Raw genomic sequence first — 21,388 nt, 5'->3', positions numbered from 1 at the left:
ACGCATAATCATTAAAGACAATCGCTAATCTGGACGGTGGGAAGGTGCGTAACTTAATGTCCGAATTCCGCACGTCAGCACGCCAGCCGAGCCCCATAATGCAGAAAAAACCGACCCCGAGCGTTGCCATGAATACTCAACAGCAAGCGTTGTACGACGCGCTGCGCGCGCGTGACCGCAAATTCGACGGACGCTTTTTCGTCGGCGTCTCTTCAACCGGTATCTATTGTCGCCCGGTGTGCAGCGCCCGCACGCCGAAGCTGGAAAACTGCACCTTCTATCCGAGCGCGGCGGCGGCAGAGTTGGCGGGATTTCGCCCCTGCCTCAAATGCCGGCCGGAGCTGGCGCCCGGTCTGGCGCTGATCGACTTGGGCAACCGCTATGCGCAGGTGGCAGTGCAGCTCATCGAGCAGGGGTATCTGTCTGAACACAGCTGCGAAGCGCTGGCGGCGCGGCTGGGCATTTCCGATCGTCACCTGCGGCGCATCTTCGCCGAACAGTTTGGCGCCTCACCGATCGATTACGCGCAGTCGCACCGGCTGCTGCAGGCCAAACGCCTGCTGGCGGATACCGATCTGCCGCTCAGCGAGGTGGCGTTCGCCGCCGGATTCGGCAGCCTGCGGCGTTTCAACGAGCTGTTCAAGGCGCGCTACCGCCTGATACCGTCAGCGCTGCGCAGCGGCGGCGCGCGCGGTGAACGGGCCGCCGCCAGCGGGCTGGTGTTTCACCTGGGCTATCGGCCGCCCTATGACTGGGAGCGCATGCTGAATTTCTTGCAGGCGCGCGCCGTGCAGGGCGTGGAGCGGGTCGACGGACGCCGCTACCTGCGCTCGATCGCCGTCAGCCAGGGCGGCACGGAACACCGCGGCTGGGTCAGCGTGCAGCCGGAAGAAGCGCGCAATCGGGTTCGGGTAGAGATCGCGCCTGCGCTCAGTCTGGTGACGACGGAGGTGTTGCGCCGGGTGCGCCTGCTGTTTGATCTGGATGCCGCGCCGGACCGCATCAATGAGGCGCTGGGCTCGCTGGCGGCCGATGCGCCGGGATTGCGCCTGCCGGGCTGCGTGAACAGTTTCGAGCAGGCGGCGCGGGCGGTGCTGGGCCAGTTGGTCAGCGTAAAAATGGCGGCGACCTTCGCCGGGCGGATGGCTGAACGCTGGGGGGAAACCCTGGCGACGCCGCATGAGGGCATCACCCATGTCTTCCCCTCCGCAGAACGGGTGGCGCAGCTGCAGCCCGAAGAACTGCGCCCGCTCGGGGTGCAGCTGAAGCGCGCGGCGGCGCTGATCGAGATCGCCCGCGCGCTGGGCGAAGGGCGGCTGCAGCTCGATAACGTGCTGGATATCGAACAGGGCATCGAGGCGCTGACCGCGCTGCCGGGCATCGGCAACTGGACCGCCAGCTATATCGCGATGCGCGCCTGGTCGTGGCCGGACGTGTTCCTGGCCGGTGATTACCTGATCAAACAGCGTTTTCCCGGCATGACGCCGCGCCAGATTGAACGCTACGCTGAACGTTGGCGCCCGTGGCGTTCTTACGCCACGCTGCATCTGTGGCACAACGACGGCTGGGCGCCGGAAGGGGAGAGTTGAACGCAGAGCTAGCGAGGGGTGTCGATCAGCTGCAGCAGGCGGCTCATGCCCTCGCGCATCAGGAACGCCAGCAGCTTTTCCCGCTCGGCCGGCGTCAGGTGGTAGTAATACTCGATCCAGACCCGTATCGGATCCTGGCGTTTGACGTCGTAATCCGGATGGTCGGTTTCGCGCAACTCCGACAGGCTGCGCGCGCCGAACGGCAGACTGTCTATATGGTATTCCAGCGCTTTGCCCTGTACGCCGCTGCGGCGGCGGCTGACCCAGCCTTCACGCCGGGCCATCAAATTGACCCCTTGCGGAGTTGAAGGCAACCCCGCCTTACCCATCAGTTCCCTGGCGGAAAACCATTTCTTTTCCATAGTCCCTTATCCCTGAGCCATCACATGTCGAGGAAAATCAACGGATACGCTGATACTCGCATGGGCGCTTCATCTTACTTAATCGTTTAAGCTTCAGGTGTTATTTATATCACTAATCTTGTCTTGGTTAACATAATGTGACGGATGAGGGAATACGGGGGTGGTTTGAGCGCGGCAAATGGCGGCGGCGGCTCTGTTATTCTGGCGAATCATCAGGGCACGTTTTCAACGATGTTATCCGGTGGAAAGGGCCGGCACAGAGCCGGCTTTTGGCGTCTTACAGCAGGAACAGGGTGGCGAGGCCGAGGAAGATGAAAAAGCCGCCGGTATCGGTCAGCGCGGTGATGAGCACGCTCGAGCCGACCGCCGGATCGCGGCCCAGTTTGAGCATGGTCATCGGGATCACCACGCCCATCAGCGCCGCCAGCAGCAGGTTGAGCAGCATCGCCAGCGTCATCACGCCGCCCATCGCCGCGTCGCCGTACAGCAGCCAGGTGATCACGCCCATGATGCCGCCCCACACCACGCCGTTGATGATGGCGACGCCCAGCTCTCTGAGCATCAGGCGCGAGATGTTGCCGACTTCGATCTGGTGCAGCGCCAGCGCGCGCACGATCATGGTGATGGTCTGGTTGCCGGTGTTGCCGCCGATGCCGGCGACGATCGGCATCAGCGCCGCCAGCGCCACCAGTTGGGAAATGGTGTGTTCGAACAGTCCGATCACTCGCGAGGCGACGAACGCGGTGCAAAGGTTGATCGCCAACCACGCCCAGCGGGTCTTGACCGCTTTGCTGACCGGGGCGAACACGTCTTCTTCCGGGCTCAAACCGCCCATGCGGCGCAGATTGGTATCGCTCTCTTCGTTGACGGCGTCGACGATCTCTTCGATGGTCAAACGGCCCATCAGTTTGCCCTTGGCGTCAACCACCGGGGCGCTGATCAGGTCGTAGCGTTCGAACGCGCCGGCCGCTTCATCGGCCTTGTCTTCGGGCTGAAAGGTGGCGGGATCGCTGTCCATCACCTCGCGCACCGGGATCTCCGGGTCGTTCAACAGCACCGCAGTGAGCGGCAGCTCGCCCAGCAGGGTGTTTTTGCGGTCGGTGACGAACAGTTTATCGGTGGCGTCGGGAATGGTTTTGCGCATGCGCAAAAAGCGGTGCACCGCGCCGAGCGTAACGTCCGGCCGCACCGTCACCAGTTCGAAATCCATCATCCAGCCGACGCTGTCTTTGGCGTATTGGCTCATCTCGCGCACCTGGGCGCGCTGTTCCGGCTCCAGTGAGGTCAGCAACCGGCCCATCAGGTTACGCGGCAGGTATTGCGCCAGATAGGCCTGTTCGTCGACGTCCAGCGTTTTGATCGCTTTGAGCAGGTCTTTGTCGCTCATCTCCTCGATCAGGCTGTCCCAGACCGGTTCGGCGACTTCCACCAGCGTCTGGCCGCGCTTGCTGTTGCCCACCAGCCGCCACAGCGCCATGCGCTCGTCCTGCGGCAAGGCTTCCAGCAGGTCCGCCAGGTCGGCAGCGTGCATGTCGTCCAGCAGGCCGGTAATTTCCGCCGTCTGGTTCAGCAGTTCGCTTTGGCTGAGGGCGTGTTCATCCCCTGGCCGGCCGAGAATACCGTCGACCAATTCCTTATTGTTCAACAACAGAGTGAGAATGCGCTGGCGATGTTCAGCGACTTTTTTGACGTTATGGGTTGCGGCTGACATGGTGTTCCTTAACGGGCGCTCGGCGTTCCTGACGCAGGCTCATTAAAAGATAGAGCATAGCGAGTGCCGGAGTCATTTTTATGAAACGGACGGGGCGCGGCGGTTATTCAGAGGAGGCGTCCTGTTGCGGCGCGCTGACTTCGGCGGCGTTTTGCGCAGCGGCCTGCTTTTTTTCCTGATGATGAGGCACCGCCACCACGGCGGCGTACAGCAGTCGGCCGACTAAAATGATAAAGCTGATAAACAACACTATCTTCGTCATCTGTCCGGTGGTTTTCTTGCGCATATATCACCCGGTATGCCGGTGTCCTGTGTTATTCGCTCGAGAATTTGTAACCGGATTTTAGGCGCTGATGACAAAAGTTGTCCATTTTTTTCCGGCGAGCGGCGCGGCGTATTAGGGTTTCGTTTAGGTTGGCGGAGCGAGGGCGGAAAGAAAAACCCCCTGGCTGGCAGGGGGCGGGGGATCAGGCGGAGCGCTGTTCGTCTTGCGAACCTTCTTCGTCGATCAGCAGCTTCCAGCCGACGACGTCGTTCCAGTAGGCCTGCTCGCGCTCGAAGTCCAGTTGCACCAGGTTGTTTTGCGCCAGGTAGCCGGCCGGGAAGCGCAGCGTCCAGTGGTTGTCGTCGGTGGTCAGGCGCAGCGTTTCCGGCGTGGTGGTCGACTGGCGCTGGTTGTTGAGCAGGGTGCTCAGACGCAGCAGCTGGATCAGCGGCAGGTAGTGTTTCTTTTTGAACAGGTTGAGGCGCGGCAGCTCTTCCAGCTTGATCGCCTTGCGGTGGAAACGCACCAGCGCCGCCAACAGCAGCTGCTGTTCCTGGTTGAAGCCAGGCAGGTTGGAGTTTTGCAGAATGTAGGCCGAATGGCGATGCATGCCGCTGTGGTTGATGCTCAGCCCCACTTCGTGCAGCATGGCGGCCCATTTCAGCAGGGCTTCCAATTGCGGATGCACCAGCTTGGTGTTTTGCGCCATCCACTGCGAATAGAGCAGTTCGGTGGTTTCCAGCACCCGCTTGGCCTGTTCGCGGTCGATGTTGTAGTGATCGGCCAGGCTTTTGGCGGTGCGGCTGCGGATGTCCTGGTGGCGGAAGCGGCCTTCCATTTCATACAGCACGCCTTCGCGCAGTGCGCCGTCAGACAGGCGCAGATCGCGGATCGCCAGCGCATCGAACACGCCGCACAGGATAGCCAGCCCCGGCACGAACACCGATTGGCGATCTTCCGATAGCCCCGGCAGGCTCAGCGAGCTGAAGCTTTTGAACTGCAGCACCTGTTCGGCGAGCATTTCCAGGCGTTCCAGGGTGATCAGACCGTCTTTTTCGCCCATCGCCACCAGCACTTCATGGGCGGCCTTGATGGTGCCCGAGGCGCCCAGCGCATACTGCCAGCCCTGAATGCGGTACTGCCAGGCCAGCGTTTCCAGCTTCTGCGCCGCCGCCAGCCGCGCGCGGCGGAAGTTGTTTTTGCTGATCTCGCCGCCGGGGAAGAACAGCTGGGCGAAGCTGACGCAGCCCATGCGGCGGCTTTCCGCCAGCAGCGGCTCGAAGTCTTCGCCGATCACCAGCTCGGTGGAGCCGCCGCCGATGTCGATCACCAGCTTGCGGCCTTTCTCCGGCTGGGTGTGTTCCACGCCCATGAAGATCAGACGCGCTTCTTCCTGGCCGGCGATGATTTCGATCGGGTAGGGGATCACTTTGGCGGCGCGCTTGAGGAACACTTCGGCGTTCACCGCCTGGCGCAGGGTGTGGGTCCCGACGATGGTGACGTTATCCGCCGGGAAGCCCTGCAGCCGTTCGGCAAACAGCGCCAGGCAGGCCAGGCCGCGTTCTATCGCCTCTTCACTGAGTACGTTGTTGCTGTCCAATCCGTCGGCGAGGTGCACCCGCTGTTTTAAACGGCCCAATACCTGTAAGGCGCCGTTGACGACGCGGGCGATCACCATGTGGAAACTGTTCGACCCGAGGTCGATGGCGGCGATTTCCTGCGGTTTGTTCGTTGCAGTGTTTTTTAGCGGCATAGTTGCTGGCCTACTGTCCTGGTTGTTCCAGAGCTTTTAAATACTCGTAAATAGCCACCTGGGCGCGCACTTTGCGGCGGTTGCCGCGCGGCACGTACTGGTTGCTCAGTTCTTTATCCACATAACGGGCCTTGACCGTATCGCTGAACAGGATCTCCAGAATGTCCAGAACGCGCTGTTTCAGCGCCGGATCCAGCAGCGATACCGCCACTTCGATACGGTAATCTATGTTGCGGGTCATCCAGTCGGCGGAGGACAGATACACCCGTTTGTCACCTTTGTTGTCGAAAACGTAAACCCGATCGTGTTCCAAAAAGCGATCGACGATGCTGATCACCTGAATATTGTCGCTGATCCCCGGCAGGTTGGGAATCAGGGAACACATGCCCCGCACCAGCAGACGGATCTTCACGCCGGCGCCGGACGCGGTATATAACCGATCTACCAGCCCTTTATCCACCAGATTATTTATTTTCAACATAATGCCGGCCTGTTCCCCGGCCTGGGCGTTGGCGATTTCGTTGTCGATCAGCTCATACAACTTCAGGCGCGAGTTCTGCGGCGACACCATCAGGTTATCGAAGGTGACCGGGCGGTAGGGGTTCTCGATAAAGTTGAATACCCGGCGCACTTCGTTGGTGATGCGCGAGTCGGCGGTCAACAGCGAATAGTCGGTGTAGATGCGCGCGGTTTTTTCGTTAAAGTTGCCGGTGCCGATATGAGCATAGCGCACAATTTCATCGCCTTCACGGCGCGAAATCAGGAACAGTTTGGCGTGGATTTTCAGCCCCGGCGCCGAGAAGATCACGTGCACGCCGGCTTCGGTCAGGCGCTTCGCCCAATGAATGTTGGCCTCTTCGTCGAAGCGCGCCTGCAGCTCGACCACCACCGTGACCTTTTTGCCGTTGTGCGCGGCGTGGATCATCGATTCGATGATGCGCGAGTCTTTCGCCACCCGGTAGATGTTGATTTTGATCGCCAACACGCTCGGATCGAACGACGCCTGGCGCAGCAGCTCCAGCACGTGTTCGAAGGTGTGATACGGGTAGTAGAGCAGCACGTCCTTTTCGCGAATGGCGTCGAAGCCGTTGCGGAAACCGTCGAACCAGATGTGGCGCAGGCGCGGCAGCGGCTTGTTGACCAGATTGGCCTTGCCGACGTTCGGGAAACTGATGAAATCTTTGAAATTGTGGTAGCGGCCGCCGGCGATCACCGAATCGTAGTTGGAGATGCCCAGCTTGCCGCGCAGCAGTTCCACCATTTCATTCGGCATGTCGCGCTGATAAACGAAGCGCACCGGCTCGGCGGTCAGGCGTTGTTTCAGGCTGGAAGACATCAGTTCCAGCAGGCTGGATTCCATTTCGGTCACCAGATCGTACTCTGCGTCGCGGGTCATCTTCATCGAATAGGCGTTGAGCGCGTCGTAATCGAAGAAGCCCTTGAAAATATCGTCCAGGCAGTAACGCAGAATGTTGTCGAGCAGGATCATCGGCTTGCGGCGGCGCGGCGCTTCCGGCGGCAGATTGACGAAGCGTGGCACCTTGTCGGACGGGATTTCCAGCAGCGCATAGTCGATGCGCGCGCCGCGGATGATCTCCACCGCCAGATAGGTGTAATCGTCTTTCAGGAACTGCACCAGGTTGGTGTCGTGGTTGATCAGGATCGGCGTGATGTGCTGGCGCAGGTGCTGTTTGAAATATTGCCGCAGCCAGATTTGCTGGTTCTCGGACACCTGGCGTTCGTTGATCAGGAAGATCTGGTTGCGCGCCATTTCCAGCAGCAGATCGTTGTACAGACCGTCGAACTCCTGATCGGTTTTCAGCACCTTGGCCTGGATCTTTTTCAGCAGATGGCGTGAGGAACCGGCGGAACCTTGCTCTTCGCTGATCAGGATGCGCCGTTTGAGATCGGCGAAGCGGACTTTATAGAACTCGTCGAGGTTGTTGGAGTAAATGCCCAGAAAACGCATACGTTCAATCAGGGGATTGCTCTTATCTGCGGCTTCCTGCAACACGCGCTCATTAAAGGATAACCAGCTTAGTTCTTTTTCGATGTAGAGCTTTTCCTGACCCATTGCCACTCCAGTTCAAATTTAGAATAGGATCCGGGACGCAGCGCCCGGATGCCGCTCTAGTGTCCTTCATCATTATTGCGAGAGATTGACAGGAAAGTCCAACATATCCATTGCGTTGGCGCGCGGTGTTTTTCGGCGGCAATAAATTTTCGTTGAGGCGGGACGCGCAACGGTGAGTTGAGCAGCATGAAATGACGGTTAGCAGGCTTATTCTTGGCGTTATAAAGCGTATTTATGGTCATTTTTTAGCAATATATCAACGTCATATTGTCTGTTTGCAGTGTAAAAAACCTGAATTTTGCCGGATAACTTTGTCATGCAAACGTCATAAAACTGACATAAGATGCCCGGTTATCTTACGGCGCAAGCCCGATTACTTCAGCGACAGCGAGACACATGACACAGACGACGGCAAATCAACATCCCCGAGATCGCCTGCGCGGGCGCATCGACCGTGGCGTGCAGGCGGCAGTGACCGCCAGCGGGCTGATGGTGTTGATGACGTTGATGCTGATCTTCGTTTATCTGCTGTTTGCCGTGCTGCCGCTGTTCAAACCGGCCTCGCTCGGCCAGGCGCAGCCGCTGCCGTTCACTGTATCGGCCCCGGCGCTGGCGCTGGGCATGGACGTGCAGCAGCGCGTCGGTTATCGCATCGACGCGCAGGGCGCGGGGCAATTTTATCGTCTGACGCCGGCGCCGAGCGGCCAGGCCCAGACGCCGCTGGCGCAGCAGACGCTGTTGGCCAAACCGACGCTGCTCGCGCAGGCCGCCGGCGAGCGCGATCTGTTCGCGTTGGCGCAGGCCGACGGCCGGTTGGTGGTGGCGCGCGCGGATTTCGCCACGGCGGAAAACGGCCGGCCTCAGTGGCAGTTCCCGCTCGGGCAGCAGCCATTGGCGCTGGATCCACAGCGCAAGCCGCTGAAACTGCTGTCGTTGGCGGATGCGCATCGCGGGCAGTATCTGCTGGCCGGGGTGACCGACGATCGGCGCCTGGTATTCGGCCGCTTCAGCCCCGATCGGTCGCCGCAGTTCAGCGAGCGCCCGCTGGAGCAAGGCGGAGAGCAACTGGTGCTGACGCCGGATGGCCGTCAGCTTTATCTGCTGACCGGCAACCGGTTGGCGCGTTATGAAATCGACGGTGCGCAGCTGCAGCTGCGTGAAACGCGCACCTTGGGCGAACATGCCCCGTATCAAATGACGGCGCTGCCCGGCGGCAGCGCGCTGCTGATCAAGGGCGCCGACGGCAATCTGCGCGAGTGGTTCGAGGTGGAAAAAGATCGGCGCTGGCGCCTGACGTCAGTGCAGCATTTCGACCACGGCGCCGACGGGCAGGAGCTGACGGTGGCCGAGCCTTACCGCCGGGTGTTCGCCACCCTGCGGCCCGATGGCGGCTTCTCGCTGTTCTCCGCCATTCAACCGCAGCCGCTGCTGAATACCCGTTTGGGCGCCGAGGTGCGGCAGATGGCGTTCGCGCCGCGCGGCGATGGCCTGCTGCTGGAGAGCGCGCAGGGCTGGCAACGCTATGCGCTCGACAACCCGTACCCGGACGTCACCTGGCGTTCGTTGTGGGGCAAGGTGTGGTATGAGAACTACCCGCAGCCGGCCTATGTCTGGCAGTCCACCTCCGGCGAAGACAGTTACCAACCCAAATTCAGCCTGATGCCGGTGATCTTCGGCACCTTTAAGGCGGCGGCTTACGCGATGCTGTTCGCCATCCCGCTGGCCTTGGCCGGCGCCATCTATACCGCTTACTTTATGACGCCGGGGCTGCGGCGGGTGATCAAACCGGCTATCGAAGTGATGGGCGCGCTGCCGACGGTGGTGATCGGGCTGGTGGCCGGCATTTGGCTGGCGCCGATCATCGAGCAGTATCTGTTGGCGGTGCTGGTGTTGCCGCTGCTGCTGGCGGCGGCGGTGCTGCTGTGCGGCGCGTTGACCCATCGCTTTATGCCGCGCTGCCGGCCGGGCGTCGATCTGCTGCTGCTGCTGCCGCTGCTGGCGTTGACGGTGTGGCTGGCGCTCAACCTGGGGCCGCGGCTGGAGGTGGCGTTGTTCGGTGAGCCGCTGCATTTCTGGCTGGGGGATAATTATGACCAGCGCAATGCGCTGGTGGTGGGTGTGGCGATGGGTTTCGCGCTGGTGCCGATCATCTTCTCGCTGGCGGAGGACGCACTGTTCAGCGTGCCGGCCACCTTGAGCCAGGGTTCTTTGGCGCTGGGCGCTACCCAGTGGCAGACGGTGATCAAGGTGGTGCTGCCATCCGCCAGCGCCGGCATTTTCTCCGCGCTGATGATCGGCTTTGGCCGCGCGGTGGGGGAAACCATGATCGTGCTGATGGCCACCGGCAACACGCCGATCATTGATGGCAGCCTGTTCCAGGGGCTGCGCGCGCTGGCGGCCAACATCGCCATTGAAATGCCGGAGGCGGTCTCCGGCAGCAGCCATTACCGCGTGCTGTTCCTGACCGCGCTGGTGCTGTTTGTCTTCACCTTCGTGTTCAACACGCTGGCGGAGGCGGTGCGCCTGCGGCTGCGCAAGCGCTACACGCCGAATCAGGAGGCGCCATGAAGAACTGGGTGAAGAGCGGGTCGCCGTGGATATGGCTGACCGCCGGTTCGGTGGCCGTCAGCCTGCTGGCGCTGATCGGCATTCTGTTGCTGCTGGCCGGACAGGGGATGCGCTATTTCTGGCCGAGTCCGGTTTATCAGTTCGAACTGAATCAGAACGGCGCCGGACCGGTGACGGTGATTGGCGAGTTGTATCAGCAGCAAAGCATTTCCCGGCGCCAGCTGGCCGAGGCGGGCGTTACGCCGCCGGGCGAGGCGCAGAACGTCGAGCGTTACCTGATCAAAGTCGGCAACCGCGAGCGCGAGGGGCAGGATTTCCGCACCTTGCTGGCCAGCGATATCCGCAGCCAAAGCACGCCGCGCAGCCTGTTGGTGTTGGAACGCGACAGCCACGGCACCGCCTACGGCTATCTGGCGGGGCTGCTGGAAGACGGGCAACCGCTGACCGGCCGCCATCTGGGGCAGGCGTTGCAGCAAAGGCTGCCGCAAATCGCCGCGCTCTCGCGCCAGGCGCACGACATTCAATTCCGCGACATGGCGCGCATCAATCAGCAGTTTGACGCGCTGCGGCTGCGGGAAAAACGCCTGCAGCGCGACGATAAGCTGGACGCCCGCGCACAGGACGCCATCAAGGCCGAGCGGCTGGAGCTGCAGCGGCAGTATCAGCTGTTGTCCGAACGTCTGGCGGGGCTGAACCGCGATCGCCAGCGCGATGCGTTACTGCTGCGCGACATGCACGGGCAGACGTTGACCATTCCGCTCAGCCAGGTGCGCGATGCCTGGTACCCGAACGCCATGAGCACCTCCGAGAAGCTGGCACACTGGGGCGAGCAGGTGAAGAAGTTCCTCACCGACAGCCCGCGCGAAGCGAATACCGAAGGCGGGGTGTTCCCGGCCATTTTCGGCACGGTGTTGATGGTGATCCTGATGTCGATCGTGGTGATGCCGTTTGGCGTGATCGCGGCGGTATATCTGCACGAGTATGCCGGCAACAATCTGCTGACGCGGGTGATCCGCATCGCGGTGGTCAACCTGGCCGGGGTGCCTTCGATCGTCTACGGTGTTTTTGGCCTCGGCTTCTTTGTTTACATGATTGGCGGCACGCTCGATCAGCTGTTCTATCCTGAATCCTTGCCCAACCCGACCTTCGGCACGCCCGGCGTGCTGTGGGCGGCGCTGACGCTGGCGCTGCTGACGTTGCCGGTGGTGATCGTCGCCACCGAGGAAGGGCTGTCGCGCATTCCCACCTCGCTGCGGCAGGGCTCGATGGCGCTGGGCGCCAGCCGGGCCGAGACGCTGTGGCGCATCGTGCTGCCAATGGCGGCGCCGGCGATGATGACCGGCCTGATCCTGGCGGTGGCGCGCGCCGCCGGGGAGACCGCGCCGCTGATGTTGGTGGGGGTCGTGAAATCGGTGCCGGTGCTGCCGGTGGACGAGATTTTCCCGTATCTGCACCTGGAGCGGAAGTTCATGCACCTGAGCTTCCAGATCTACGATATGGCATTCCAGAGCCCGAGCGTAGAGGCGGCGCGGCCGCTGGTGTTCGCCACCGCCTTCCTGCTGGTGACGATCGTGGTGAGTTTGAATCTGGCGGCGATGGGTATCCGCCATTCGTTGAGGGAGCGGTACCGAGCATGGTCGCAGTAACAATGACGCTATTTTTGGGGAGTGCGTAATGGGTTTGATGACGCCAGGCAGTTTGCCCCGGCTGGATGTCCAGCATCTCGACGATGAACAGACCGCGCTGGCGGTCAACGGCCTGAACCTGTTTTATGGCGACAAACAGGTGCTGCACGATATTTCGCTGCGTATCCCGAAGCACCGGGTGACGGCTTTGATCGGCCCCTCGGGCTGCGGTAAATCGACGCTGCTGCGCTGTTTCAACCGCATGAACGATCTGGTGGACAACTGCCGCATCGAGGGCGAACTGCAGCTGAACGGCGCGGTGATCTCCGGCGCGCAGATCGACGTGGCGGCGCTGCGGCGGCGGGTGGGCATGGTGTTCCAGCGGCCGAACCCGTTCCCGAAATCGATCTATGAAAACGTGGTGTACGGCCTGCGGCTGCAGGGCGTGCGCGACCGGCGTTTGCTGGATGAGGCGATGGAGCGTTCGCTGCGCGCCGCCGCGCTGTGGCATGAGGTAAAAGATCGGCTGCGCGAAAACGCGTTCCGCTTGTCCAGCGGCCAGCAGCAGCGCCTGGTGATCGCGCGCGCCATCGCCATCGAGCCGGAGGTGTTGCTGCTCGACGAGCCGACCTCGGCGTTGGATCCGATCTCCACGCTGACCATCGAAGAGCTGATTTCCGCACTCAAGCAGCGCTATAGCGTGGTGCTGGTGACGCACAATATGCAGCAGGCGGCGCGCGTCTCCGACTACACCGCCTTTATTCATCAGGGGCGGCTGGTGGAATACAACGACACCGACGCGATTTTTACCTCGCCGCGCCAGCGCCGCACCGAAGACTATATTACCGGGCGGTATGGGTGAGGCCGTTTGGGCTATGAACAAACGAAAGGCTGCACAACCGTGCAGCCTTTTGTCTATCAGGGGCGTCAGTAATTTTTGCGAATGCGGATCGCTTCTTCTACCCACTCAGCCAAATTGTCTTTTATATGGTTATAGACATTGGTGCTGGTCGAATAAGGCGGATCGTAGGCTTTGGCGATTGTGGAAAGCTTTGCGTCACCCAGCTTGATGTAATCCAACGGGTTTTTACCTTTCGTGGTTTGGTCGCCGGCGCTGTCTTTCAAATTGTGTATATACACCACCAGCACGCCCATGCCTTTTTTCCAGGCCTCGCAGATTTCGAAATTAATCCATTTGCGATTAGCGGTATCTTTACCGGCGAGAATCACGGCGCAACTGCGATTGTCCAACTGGCTTTTGATCCAATCGGCAATGGCTTTATCGCCGCCTTTTTTCACTTCCTCCCAATCGTTATCCGTGGCTGGCCGGTTACCTTCCAGCGTGCCCATTTCGCGTACCTGAGAGGCGCGCCAGTTGTCCGGCTCATAATGGAAACTGTAAAAGCATTTTCTGGTCATCGGGGGTTATCCTTAGCAATGATATCGATTAGTGCCAACAGGCATTTTTTCTTCTCCGCCAGGCTGCCCGGTTCGTTAAGCTGATCCAGCAGATTCATGGCGGCGGGGTGGCGGTGGTAGAGGGTTTCTTTCATTTCCTCCTTGATTTTCCGGTAGATCTCGGCGGATGCGCTGCCGGTACAACCGATAGGAATGCAGACGCAGCCTTGTTCCGTAGCGATCTGGAACTCTTTCAATAAACCGTCGGCCAGCACGTATTCGTCCTCGGCGTTACGTTTGTTGCCGAACAAAAAGATCGCGATGCCGCTGAGCGAAATCATGTTCTGACGGTATTCGTGCCAAAGCTCTGGCAGCGCTATGCCGCCGCTGGCGAATTGGGGGAAAGGGCGCAGCACCAGCTGGCTTTCGCTGATTTTTCCCTGGCTGTCGTAAATGGCTTCCAAGGCGCCGTTGATCACCGCCGTGCCTACGCCCCAGCCGAAGCCGTTGACGATGCGGTACTGTTTGCGGATAAGCAGGCGCGCCAGACGATGTATGAACTGGATGGACTCTTCACGGGCATAAGGATGGTAGTTGTCGGCGCTGCCGGAGATAAACACCGTGCTTTTCTTAAACTGCGTTTCGATGGCATACAGCAGGTCGGTGATTTGCCGATAGTCATCCACCAGCAGCGTTTGAATGCCGTAACGGCGCAGATCGTTGATCATCAAGCTTTGTTTACGACTGTTGTAGTCACAGGACGCCTGATCCTCGCTACCGTTATCGCCGAGCTGGACGCGCCGCATAATGCAGTAGTGATTTCTTTTCCCTTCGGCATACTGTGCATAGAGGCGGCTCAACACATACTGCAGATTGGGATCTTCGAAGCTGAAACCGATAAACAGAAACGTTTTAGCGGTCAGTTCCGCCATCAGCATGTTGATAAAGGGAAGGTGTGTGCGGGAGTAAGTCTCGTATTGTTCGCGGGTGATAATCGCCTGGTTGGGATTTCTATAGTCACCATGCATTTTATATAAAACAACATCACGTTTGTGAATGTTGTTGGTCAGGCTTTCCGGTGTGGTTTTAACGTCGCAGACGCGATTATAACGGGCATAGGTTTTTTCAATCAGGTCGTCGTAGTTGGTGGTCCAAAGTGACGCTATCGGTAATCTGGCGATAATCCGGTGGTTTTCTGTTTCTTCCGCCTGTTCAGCGAACTCTGTAATGATTTTTTGATTTATCTTATGTCTGTTGCCTTTTTCATTGAGGTGATACTGCGCCAGGGAAATAAGATCGCTCTCTTTTTCGATATCCAGCTCCAGTTCATAAGCGATATCGCCGATAAGCTCTTTCCAGCTGACGAAACCGGCGGGGATGGACAGCCCGGCGCCGGCAAACAGCGCAGCGCTGCCAGCCTTAATATCATTAACGTAATCACGAATAAACAGTTCTATATCACGGTTAAACATGAGGTTATTCCCGATATTGTTTTTCTTTATTGGTTAACTAATAACTATGTTTTTTATGCATTAATTATTAAAATAGAACTACAAAGATAAAAGGGTGAATTAACTTTGTAAACTCTTCTTGTTTGTTTTTGTCGATATTGAGTGTGTTATTTTTATATTGAATTTATTTGTTTTTATTATTCGTTTTTTTAATTTTAATATTAATTAAATGCACTCTGGGTAATAAGCTGCAGTAGCTGTGGCATATGCGCATTTTTTCCGCGTTGTGATTTAGATCAAACAAAAATAATTCTCATTATTATTGATTGGTGGCATAAAATGTATATACTCCGCTAAGGTATGTAAATTAATGTAAATGGATGTATTTAAATGTGTGCATGGAAGCCGAGGGTTTGGCCTGTGCTTTTGGTGTTTTGCAGCTCTGCGTGGTGCGCGGAAATCACCAGCCCTGCCGATCGCGACAGCATTACCCAACAGCAGAAAACGTTGCTGGAACAGGCCCAGCAACAGCGCGATGCGCTGCAAAATAACGTTGAATTGCAGGCGTTACCGCTGCCTGTACCGGCCGCCGCAGGAGCGGTTTGCCAGCCGGTGCGGCAGATTGTTTTTGAGGGCGCCGAGCATCTTTCCTGGTCGGTAAAAGAAAGCCTGGCGCGCCCGTATCAGGGGCGCTGCCTGACGCTGGAGCACATCAACCGTCTGGTGCGCGAAACCACCAATGCTTATTTGCAACGCGGCTATGTCACCTCACAGGCCTGGCTGCAGGAGCAGGATATCTCCCGCGGCGTGTTGACCGTCAGCGCCAGCGAGGGGCGAATCGAGTCCATCACGCAAAACGGTGAGCAGACGCCGGCGTTGAAGATGGCGTTCCCCGGTCTGGTTGGTGGCGTATTGAATCTGCGCGATATCGAGCAGGGTATGGAGCAGCTCAACCGCCTGCCCTCGCAACAGGTGACTATCGATATCCAACCTGGCGAGCAACCCGGCTTTTCCAACGTGGTTCTGCTGCGTGGCGCCACGCGCGCGCCGGCTTCTTTTTCTTTCGGCGCGGATAACAGCGGCCAGAAAAGCACCGGCACCGGACAGATGAACGCCGCCTTCTCGCTGGATAATCCGCTGCGTCTTGCGGATCAATGGTCGCTTTCCGCAGCGCGCAATAACGATTTCAGCCCGCATCATCGCAGCCGCAGCCTGAACGGCAGCGTCACCTTCCCCTATGGCTATTGGCTGTTCAGCTATCAGTACGCCTGGAACGATTTTTTCCAGCAGGTGCCGTTCAACGGTGCCGCTTACCGCTATCAGGGCAATAACCAGACCCAGCGTTTGGGCGCGAACCGCACGTTGCTGCGGGATGGCAAACGTAAGCTGGCCATCGATATCGGGCTGGCGCGGCGCACCACGGAAAATAAGCTGGCGGGTGAACGGTTGGGCGTCAGCAGCCCAACGCTCAGCATCGTCAGCCTGGGCCTCAATTACAGTGCGGTCGCGGGCGGCGGCTATGTGACGCTGAACCCGACGGTAAGTCGCGGGCTGCGCATGCTGGGCGCCACCGCCGACGATCCTGAGCGCAACGGGGCGCCGCGCAGCGAGTTCCGTAAGCTTGGCCTCAGCGCCAGTTATTTCTATCCGCTCGCCCCCTCCCTCTACTACCTGACCTCGGCCTACGGGCAAACCAGCGCAGACAACCTGTATGCCGGCGAGCGCATTTCCATCGGCGGGCAATACTCGGTGCGCGGCTTTAAAGAGCAGTACCTGACTGGCAATCGCGGCGCCTACTGGCGCAATGAACTCAACTGGCAATGGCAGACCTTGCCGGGACTGGGGGAGCTCTCTTTGACCGGCGCGTTAGACGCCGGCTGGCTGCAGGGGCGCGCCGGGCAGATAGACGGCGGCAACGTCGCCGGTGTGGCGCTGGGCGCCACGCTAAGCGGCCGTTGGTTCAATCAGGCGGTCACCGTCGGTAAACCGCTGACGCACCCAGACTGCCTGCAACCGGATCGTTGGGTGGCCTACTGGCAAGCCACCGTCACGTTATAACGCCAGCACACAGCATCGGCGCTTGCATGCGCCCAAAAACCAACATCCTTTCAAAGGAATGAGCATGGATAAGTTCAAACATCCGCTGGCGCGGGGCGCCAGTTACCTGCTGATTTACACCACGGCGGTGACGCCACTGCACCCGGCGTTTGCTGCCGGCATCAACGCCGCCAACGGCAATACGCAGGTACAGCAGGGCAATGTGTCGGTAGTCAATATCGCCACGCCCAACGCGGCGGGCATTTCGCATAACAGCTATAAAGATTTTAACGTGGCAGCCCCCGGGGCCGTATTGAACAACGCCACCGCCGCCGGTCAGTCGCAGTTGGCCGGGCAGTTGAATGCCAACGGCAATCTCAAAGGCAAGGCCGCGGAGCTGATCATCAACGAAGTCACCGGCGGCAGCCGTTCCGAGCTGCAGGGCAAGCTCGAGGTGTTTGGCAACAAGGCCAACGTGATGATAGCCAACCCCAACGGCATCAGCTGCGACGGCTGTGGATTTATCAATGCGCCGGGCGTAACGTTAACCACCGGCAGACCGCAGTTCGACAAGCAGGGCGCGCTGGAGGCGCTGGAGGTCAAAAAAGGCACCGTCACCATTGGCGGCAAGGGGCTGGACGGCAACACGCAGGATTATGTCGATATCATCAGCCGCGCCACCGAGCTGAACGGGCAAATCAAAGCGAAAAACCTGTCGCTGACCCAGGGCGCCAACCGCACCAGCTTTAAGGACGGCACGGTCACTCCGATAGCCGACGAAGGCGCAAAACCGGTGCTGGCGGTGGACACCAAGGCGCTGGGCGGCATGTATGCCAACAAAATCCGCCTGGTGGCCAGTGAGGATGGCGTGGGGGTGAACCTGAAAGACCTCACCACCAACCAGCGTGACATCACGCTGAACGTGAACGGCAAAATCACCCTGGCTGGCGCCACCCGCAGCAAAACCGACCTTAACGTCAGCGCCAGAGATACGCTCGTCGCACCGGGCGCCACCGTCCAGGCCGATCAGGACGCCACACTGGCAAGCCAGATGCTGACTAACGCAGGGCAAATTACCGCCAGCCGCGATATTCGCGTATTCAGCGATACGGTGCGTAACGTGGGTTCAGACACCAAAATCCACGCCAATAACAATCTGTGGATCCAGAAGGATGCGCAAGGCAACAGGGCCAATCTGGTTGAAAACCGCTCTGCGAAGATAATGACTAACAGCGGTGATTTGATAATACGCACAGAAAAACTGAATAATGTCACTGATATATTGCAGACGTCATGGAGTGACTTTCTTGGATACAACTCAAATTTCCCTGGGTTATATATATTAGGAGAGGGAGACCAAAGTATTGATGAACCTGGGTATTTTATATATCCAATATACAGGGTGAAAAAACCGGCAGATGTATCCTCTTGGATTGGCTCTTTTGATTTTATTTCTGGAAGATATGTTAATCTGGAAAGAAAAGAGTTTCGAAAACTGAATGTTAGTAATGCCGCTACCATTGGTTCAGGGGGGGATGCTTACATATATTCTGGGGGGATAAATAACTCCGCTAGCCGTATAGTTGCGAGCAAAGATCTCTTTCTTACTGGTAATGTGCTTTCTGCGAAGGGTTATTCTTTCGGGGTGATAAATAAGTACCGTGCATATGGTATTCCGGACACCCTTGAAAAAGGGCTATCCTATAGCCCTGCAGATATAAGGAGAGATGAGTTCTCATGTCGGAATTGTGATAAAAAAATTGTTGAGTTTGACTTGATTAATCAAGGCGACTCTTCTGTATGGAAATATACGGATTACTTACCAAGTTTTGTTCATGCAGATGGCAATCTGGTCGCTGATTTTAAAGACACCATTGATATCTCTACCCAGCTACCTTATGAACCCACTCATGTAGCCGAGGTGACGGTTATTCCCCGCGGCGAAACCTTATCGGCTAAAAACGTCTTGTTAAAAGCCGGCACCATTAAACTGTCAGATGTGGTTGTGGCGAAGGAAAATGTCACGCTACTTGCCGACAATAATATTGCTCTGAGTCAGGGGGTTATTCAAGCGGGTAATTCCGTTGCAATGACGGCGATAAACAACATAGACCTCTGGCAAAGCAATGTGAATGCCCAGGACATCACGCTGCTTAGCCGCAATGGGCCGGTGTACTCGGTGACCAGTGCGGGGCCGCACTTCTTCAATTCGGATGGTAGCCGCTGGTTTAGCAGCCTGTATGCGCGTGGCGATCTGACGATTCAGGCCGGGCAGGATGTTCTCCTGTTGGACAGCGTGTTGGCGGACGGCAAAAATATCACGATAAACGCCGGCACCGGGTTAAAGGTTTGGCGCAGCAATGGGTTGTTGAACTACACAAAAATAGACCCCGGCAGCCAGGCGGCGGTACAACAACGCTATAACGATGCGCTGAATGCGCCGGGCAATCTGGGGGCTTCCGGCTCCATTACCCTGAGCAGCAATGGCTTCCTTGATATGCGCGGCGCGCGCGTTACCGCCGGTCAAGATGTCAGCATTGTGTCGGGGAATAGCCTTGATTTGAACCCCAGAGATACCCCGCCTTACGCGAGCCTGTTCCCTGAATCGCAGACCCCTGTGCGCGGGAGCCGAATTACTGCAGGGCGGAATATTCTTCTCCACGCCGCCAGAGATATTGGGTTACAGGGGGCCACTGTCTATGCCGGCAAGAACCTCGATATTTTGACCGGCAATCTGTGGCTGGCTGCCGTTGAGTATACTCATAGCGCTTTCGGTGAGAACGATCTGGATATTCGGCACCTGACCACCCTGTTGCGGGCGGAGGGGGCGATGTCGCTGGTTGCCAATCGCAATATCGCCGCCTTTGGCACCGACTTTTCCTCCGGCGGCAACATGTACATCGCCGCTAACGGCCCACTGACCTTTGAGGCGGTCAAAAATCGCACCCAGCATAGTGGTGACGGAAATTATAGCGAATCGGTGACGCAGCAGAGTAGCGTATTGAACAGCGGCGGGTTGCTGACCCTGCTGTCGAACGGCAGCATTCTGTTCCAGGGCACCCGCCTGTTGGCAAAAGGCACGCTGGATGTTGCGGCCAAAGGGGGTTATCTCTACGCGCAGGCGGTGGAAGAGTTTAATCACTATGAAGATAAAAAGAAGACCTGCAGCAAATGGTCTTTTTGCATCACCAAGAAAGAAGTCACCCAGACGCGTCACGATGTGACCAACAAAGTGACCGAGTTTAGCGCCGGCGGCGACATCAACCTGTTGAGCCGTGACGACAGTACCTATGAAGCCAGCAAAATAGAGGCAGGCAAAAACGCCAGGCTGACCAGCACGAACGGGAAAATTAATTTCCGCGCGGTCAAAAATACCTCTTTTGAACAGACCGTTTCGATTTCCAAAGGCTTTTTCATCAAACAGGCCGATAAAGGCTATACCGAAACCACCTGGTTGCTGCCGAACATTTACACCGGGGGTAAGCTGACGATTGATGCCGCTCAGGGCGTGACTGCCGACGTGAAAGCGCAAAATGGCCAGGCGTTGCAAAGCGCCATTAACGCGATGGGCAATAGCCCGGGTACGGAATGGCTGAAGGGCCTTAATCAACACGGCGACGTGCAGTGGAGCGTGGTTAAGGATGCTTACGACAGCTGGGATTATAAAAGCCAGAGCCTGAACCCGGCTGTTGCGGCGGTGATAGCCATTGCGGCGGCGGCGGTGACTGCGGGGGCTGGGCTGGCGGCGGCGGGGAGCTCGGCCGTTACCGCCACCGGCGCGGCCGGGGCAAGCGCGAGCGCGGTGTACGGCTCAGCCTATGCGGGGATGACGAGCCTGATGTCCCAGGCGGCGGTGGCGTTGGTGGAAAACCAGGGGAATTTATCGAAAACGCTGAAAGCGCTGGGCAGTAGCGGCAGCGTTAAATCGGTGGTTACCGCAATGGCAATAGGCGGGGCGCTGGCCGGGTTCGATGAAAGGGTGCTGAAACTGGATGTGCCGGCCGACAAGGCCCGCTTGCCGGTTTTAAACAATGAAGACTGGGGCAAGGTGGCGCAGCGAGTGGCGGGGCAATCCATTATCAGCTCGAGCCTCAATACCACCATCAACGGCGGCAGCTTCAAAGATAACCTGACCAACGCGCTGCTGGCGAATATCGGCGGTCAGGTGCAGGCCGAGGGCGCTCACCTGATAGGGGATAACGGGGAGATACTGGGGTTGCCGGGTCGGAGCGTCAGCCATGCGGTGCTGGCGGGTATCAGTGCGGAAATCGGCAAGGGTGACGGCAAAGGCGCAGCGGCCGGGGCGCTGGCGGCGGAGCTGGCCGGTGTGATTATGCAAAGCACGCTATTCGAACCGGCTAATATCAATGAGAAAGAGCGCCAGATATTGCGTTTGCAAGAGGCGCTAAACGGCAACGAAGCCAAGGAACAGACGGCACGAGTAATCGGGGCTTTGACCGGGGCGTTGACAACACATACGCCGGAAGGCGCCTACAGTGCTGCAGACAGCGCGCAGTCGGTTTATCGCTACAACATGACCGAACATATGTTGATG

13 protein-coding genes are annotated in these 21,388 nt (G+C 58.5%); 6 read left to right on the top strand and 7 right to left on the bottom strand.

Annotation, left to right across the window (positions count from 1 at the left end; translation table 11 throughout):
- The first annotated feature begins 98 nt into the window (after positions 1-98).
- On the top strand, positions 99-1,589 hold the full coding sequence (gene alkA / locus ACOWVD_RS22210) for a DNA-3-methyladenine glycosylase 2 (protein ID WP_021504426.1): 1,491 nt from the start codon (positions 99-101) through the stop codon (positions 1,587-1,589).
- A gap of 8 nt (positions 1,590-1,597) precedes the next feature.
- On the opposite strand, the gene ACOWVD_RS22205 is transcribed toward alkA, so the two are convergent.
- The 5 genes from ACOWVD_RS22205 to ppk1 all read right to left on the bottom strand — a co-directional run bounded on the left by ACOWVD_RS22205 (position 1,598) and on the right by ppk1 (position 7,754).
- Positions 1,598-1,951 carry a DNA-binding protein gene (locus ACOWVD_RS22205; protein ID WP_049239880.1) on the bottom strand — a complete coding sequence of 118 codons (354 nt, stop codon included), beginning with the start codon at positions 1,949-1,951 and terminating at the stop codon, positions 1,598-1,600.
- A gap of 277 nt (positions 1,952-2,228) precedes the next feature.
- Positions 2,229-3,662: a magnesium transporter gene (mgtE, locus tag ACOWVD_RS22200; RefSeq protein ID WP_015378729.1), complete on the bottom strand. Its 1,434-nt coding sequence runs from the start codon at positions 3,660-3,662 to the stop codon at positions 2,229-2,231.
- Positions 3,663-3,765: 103 nt separating this feature from the next.
- Positions 3,766-3,948 carry a YfgG family protein gene (locus ACOWVD_RS22195; RefSeq protein WP_004941600.1) on the bottom strand — a complete coding sequence of 61 codons (183 nt, stop codon included), beginning with the start codon at positions 3,946-3,948 and terminating at the stop codon, positions 3,766-3,768.
- 181 nt (positions 3,949-4,129) lie between these two features.
- On the bottom strand, positions 4,130-5,680 hold the full coding sequence (gene ppx, locus ACOWVD_RS22190) for an exopolyphosphatase (protein ID WP_033632396.1): 1,551 nt from the start codon (positions 5,678-5,680) through the stop codon (positions 4,130-4,132).
- Positions 5,681-5,690: 10 nt separating this feature from the next.
- Positions 5,691-7,754, bottom strand: coding sequence for a polyphosphate kinase 1 (gene ppk1, locus ACOWVD_RS22185; protein WP_004941606.1), 2,064 nt, complete (start codon positions 7,752-7,754; stop codon positions 5,691-5,693).
- A gap of 396 nt (positions 7,755-8,150) precedes the next feature.
- Between ppk1 and ACOWVD_RS22180 the strand changes: the two genes are divergently transcribed.
- The 3 genes from ACOWVD_RS22180 to pstB are packed head-to-tail and all read left to right on the top strand — an operon-like array spanning position 8,151 to position 12,809.
- Complete coding sequence (locus ACOWVD_RS22180) at positions 8,151-10,322, top strand: ABC transporter permease subunit (protein WP_421105784.1); 2,172 nt, start codon at positions 8,151-8,153, stop codon at positions 10,320-10,322.
- On the top strand, positions 10,319-11,968 hold the full coding sequence (gene pstA / locus ACOWVD_RS22175) for a phosphate ABC transporter permease PstA (RefSeq protein WP_164095075.1): 1,650 nt from the start codon (positions 10,319-10,321) through the stop codon (positions 11,966-11,968). The genes ACOWVD_RS22180 and pstA overlap by 4 nt, the downstream gene beginning before the upstream one ends.
- A gap of 28 nt (positions 11,969-11,996) precedes the next feature.
- Positions 11,997-12,809 (top strand): phosphate ABC transporter ATP-binding protein PstB, encoded by an 813-nt coding sequence (gene pstB / locus ACOWVD_RS22170; protein WP_421105783.1) that lies wholly within the window; start codon positions 11,997-11,999, stop codon positions 12,807-12,809.
- 65 nt (positions 12,810-12,874) lie between these two features.
- On the opposite strand, the gene ACOWVD_RS22165 is transcribed toward pstB, so the two are convergent.
- Positions 12,875-13,366: a TIR domain-containing protein gene (locus tag ACOWVD_RS22165; protein WP_049239877.1), complete on the bottom strand. Its 492-nt coding sequence runs from the start codon at positions 13,364-13,366 to the stop codon at positions 12,875-12,877.
- Positions 13,363-14,817 carry an SIR2 family protein gene (locus tag ACOWVD_RS22160; protein ID WP_164095073.1) on the bottom strand — a complete coding sequence of 485 codons (1,455 nt, stop codon included), beginning with the start codon at positions 14,815-14,817 and terminating at the stop codon, positions 13,363-13,365. The genes ACOWVD_RS22165 and ACOWVD_RS22160 overlap by 4 nt, the downstream gene beginning before the upstream one ends.
- Before the next feature lie 369 nt (positions 14,818-15,186).
- Here ACOWVD_RS22160 and ACOWVD_RS22155 point away from each other — a divergent pair, with 369 nt between their 5' ends.
- Both ACOWVD_RS22155 and ACOWVD_RS22150 read left to right on the top strand, forming a co-directional pair.
- Positions 15,187-16,854, top strand: coding sequence for a ShlB/FhaC/HecB family hemolysin secretion/activation protein (locus tag ACOWVD_RS22155; protein WP_406888481.1), 1,668 nt, complete (start codon positions 15,187-15,189; stop codon positions 16,852-16,854).
- Between the two features lie 64 nt (positions 16,855-16,918).
- Positions 16,919-21,388: DUF637 domain-containing protein (locus ACOWVD_RS22150; protein ID WP_421105782.1), on the top strand; the 4,470-nt coding region annotated here is incomplete at its 3' end.

The sequence above is a fragment of the Serratia sp. SA088 genome (assembly GCF_049065515.1).
GTDB lineage: Bacteria > Pseudomonadota > Gammaproteobacteria > Enterobacterales > Enterobacteriaceae > Serratia > Serratia nematodiphila.
Note: the sequence above shows the minus strand (reverse complement) of the source record. Positions and strands in the feature narration are given on the sequence as shown.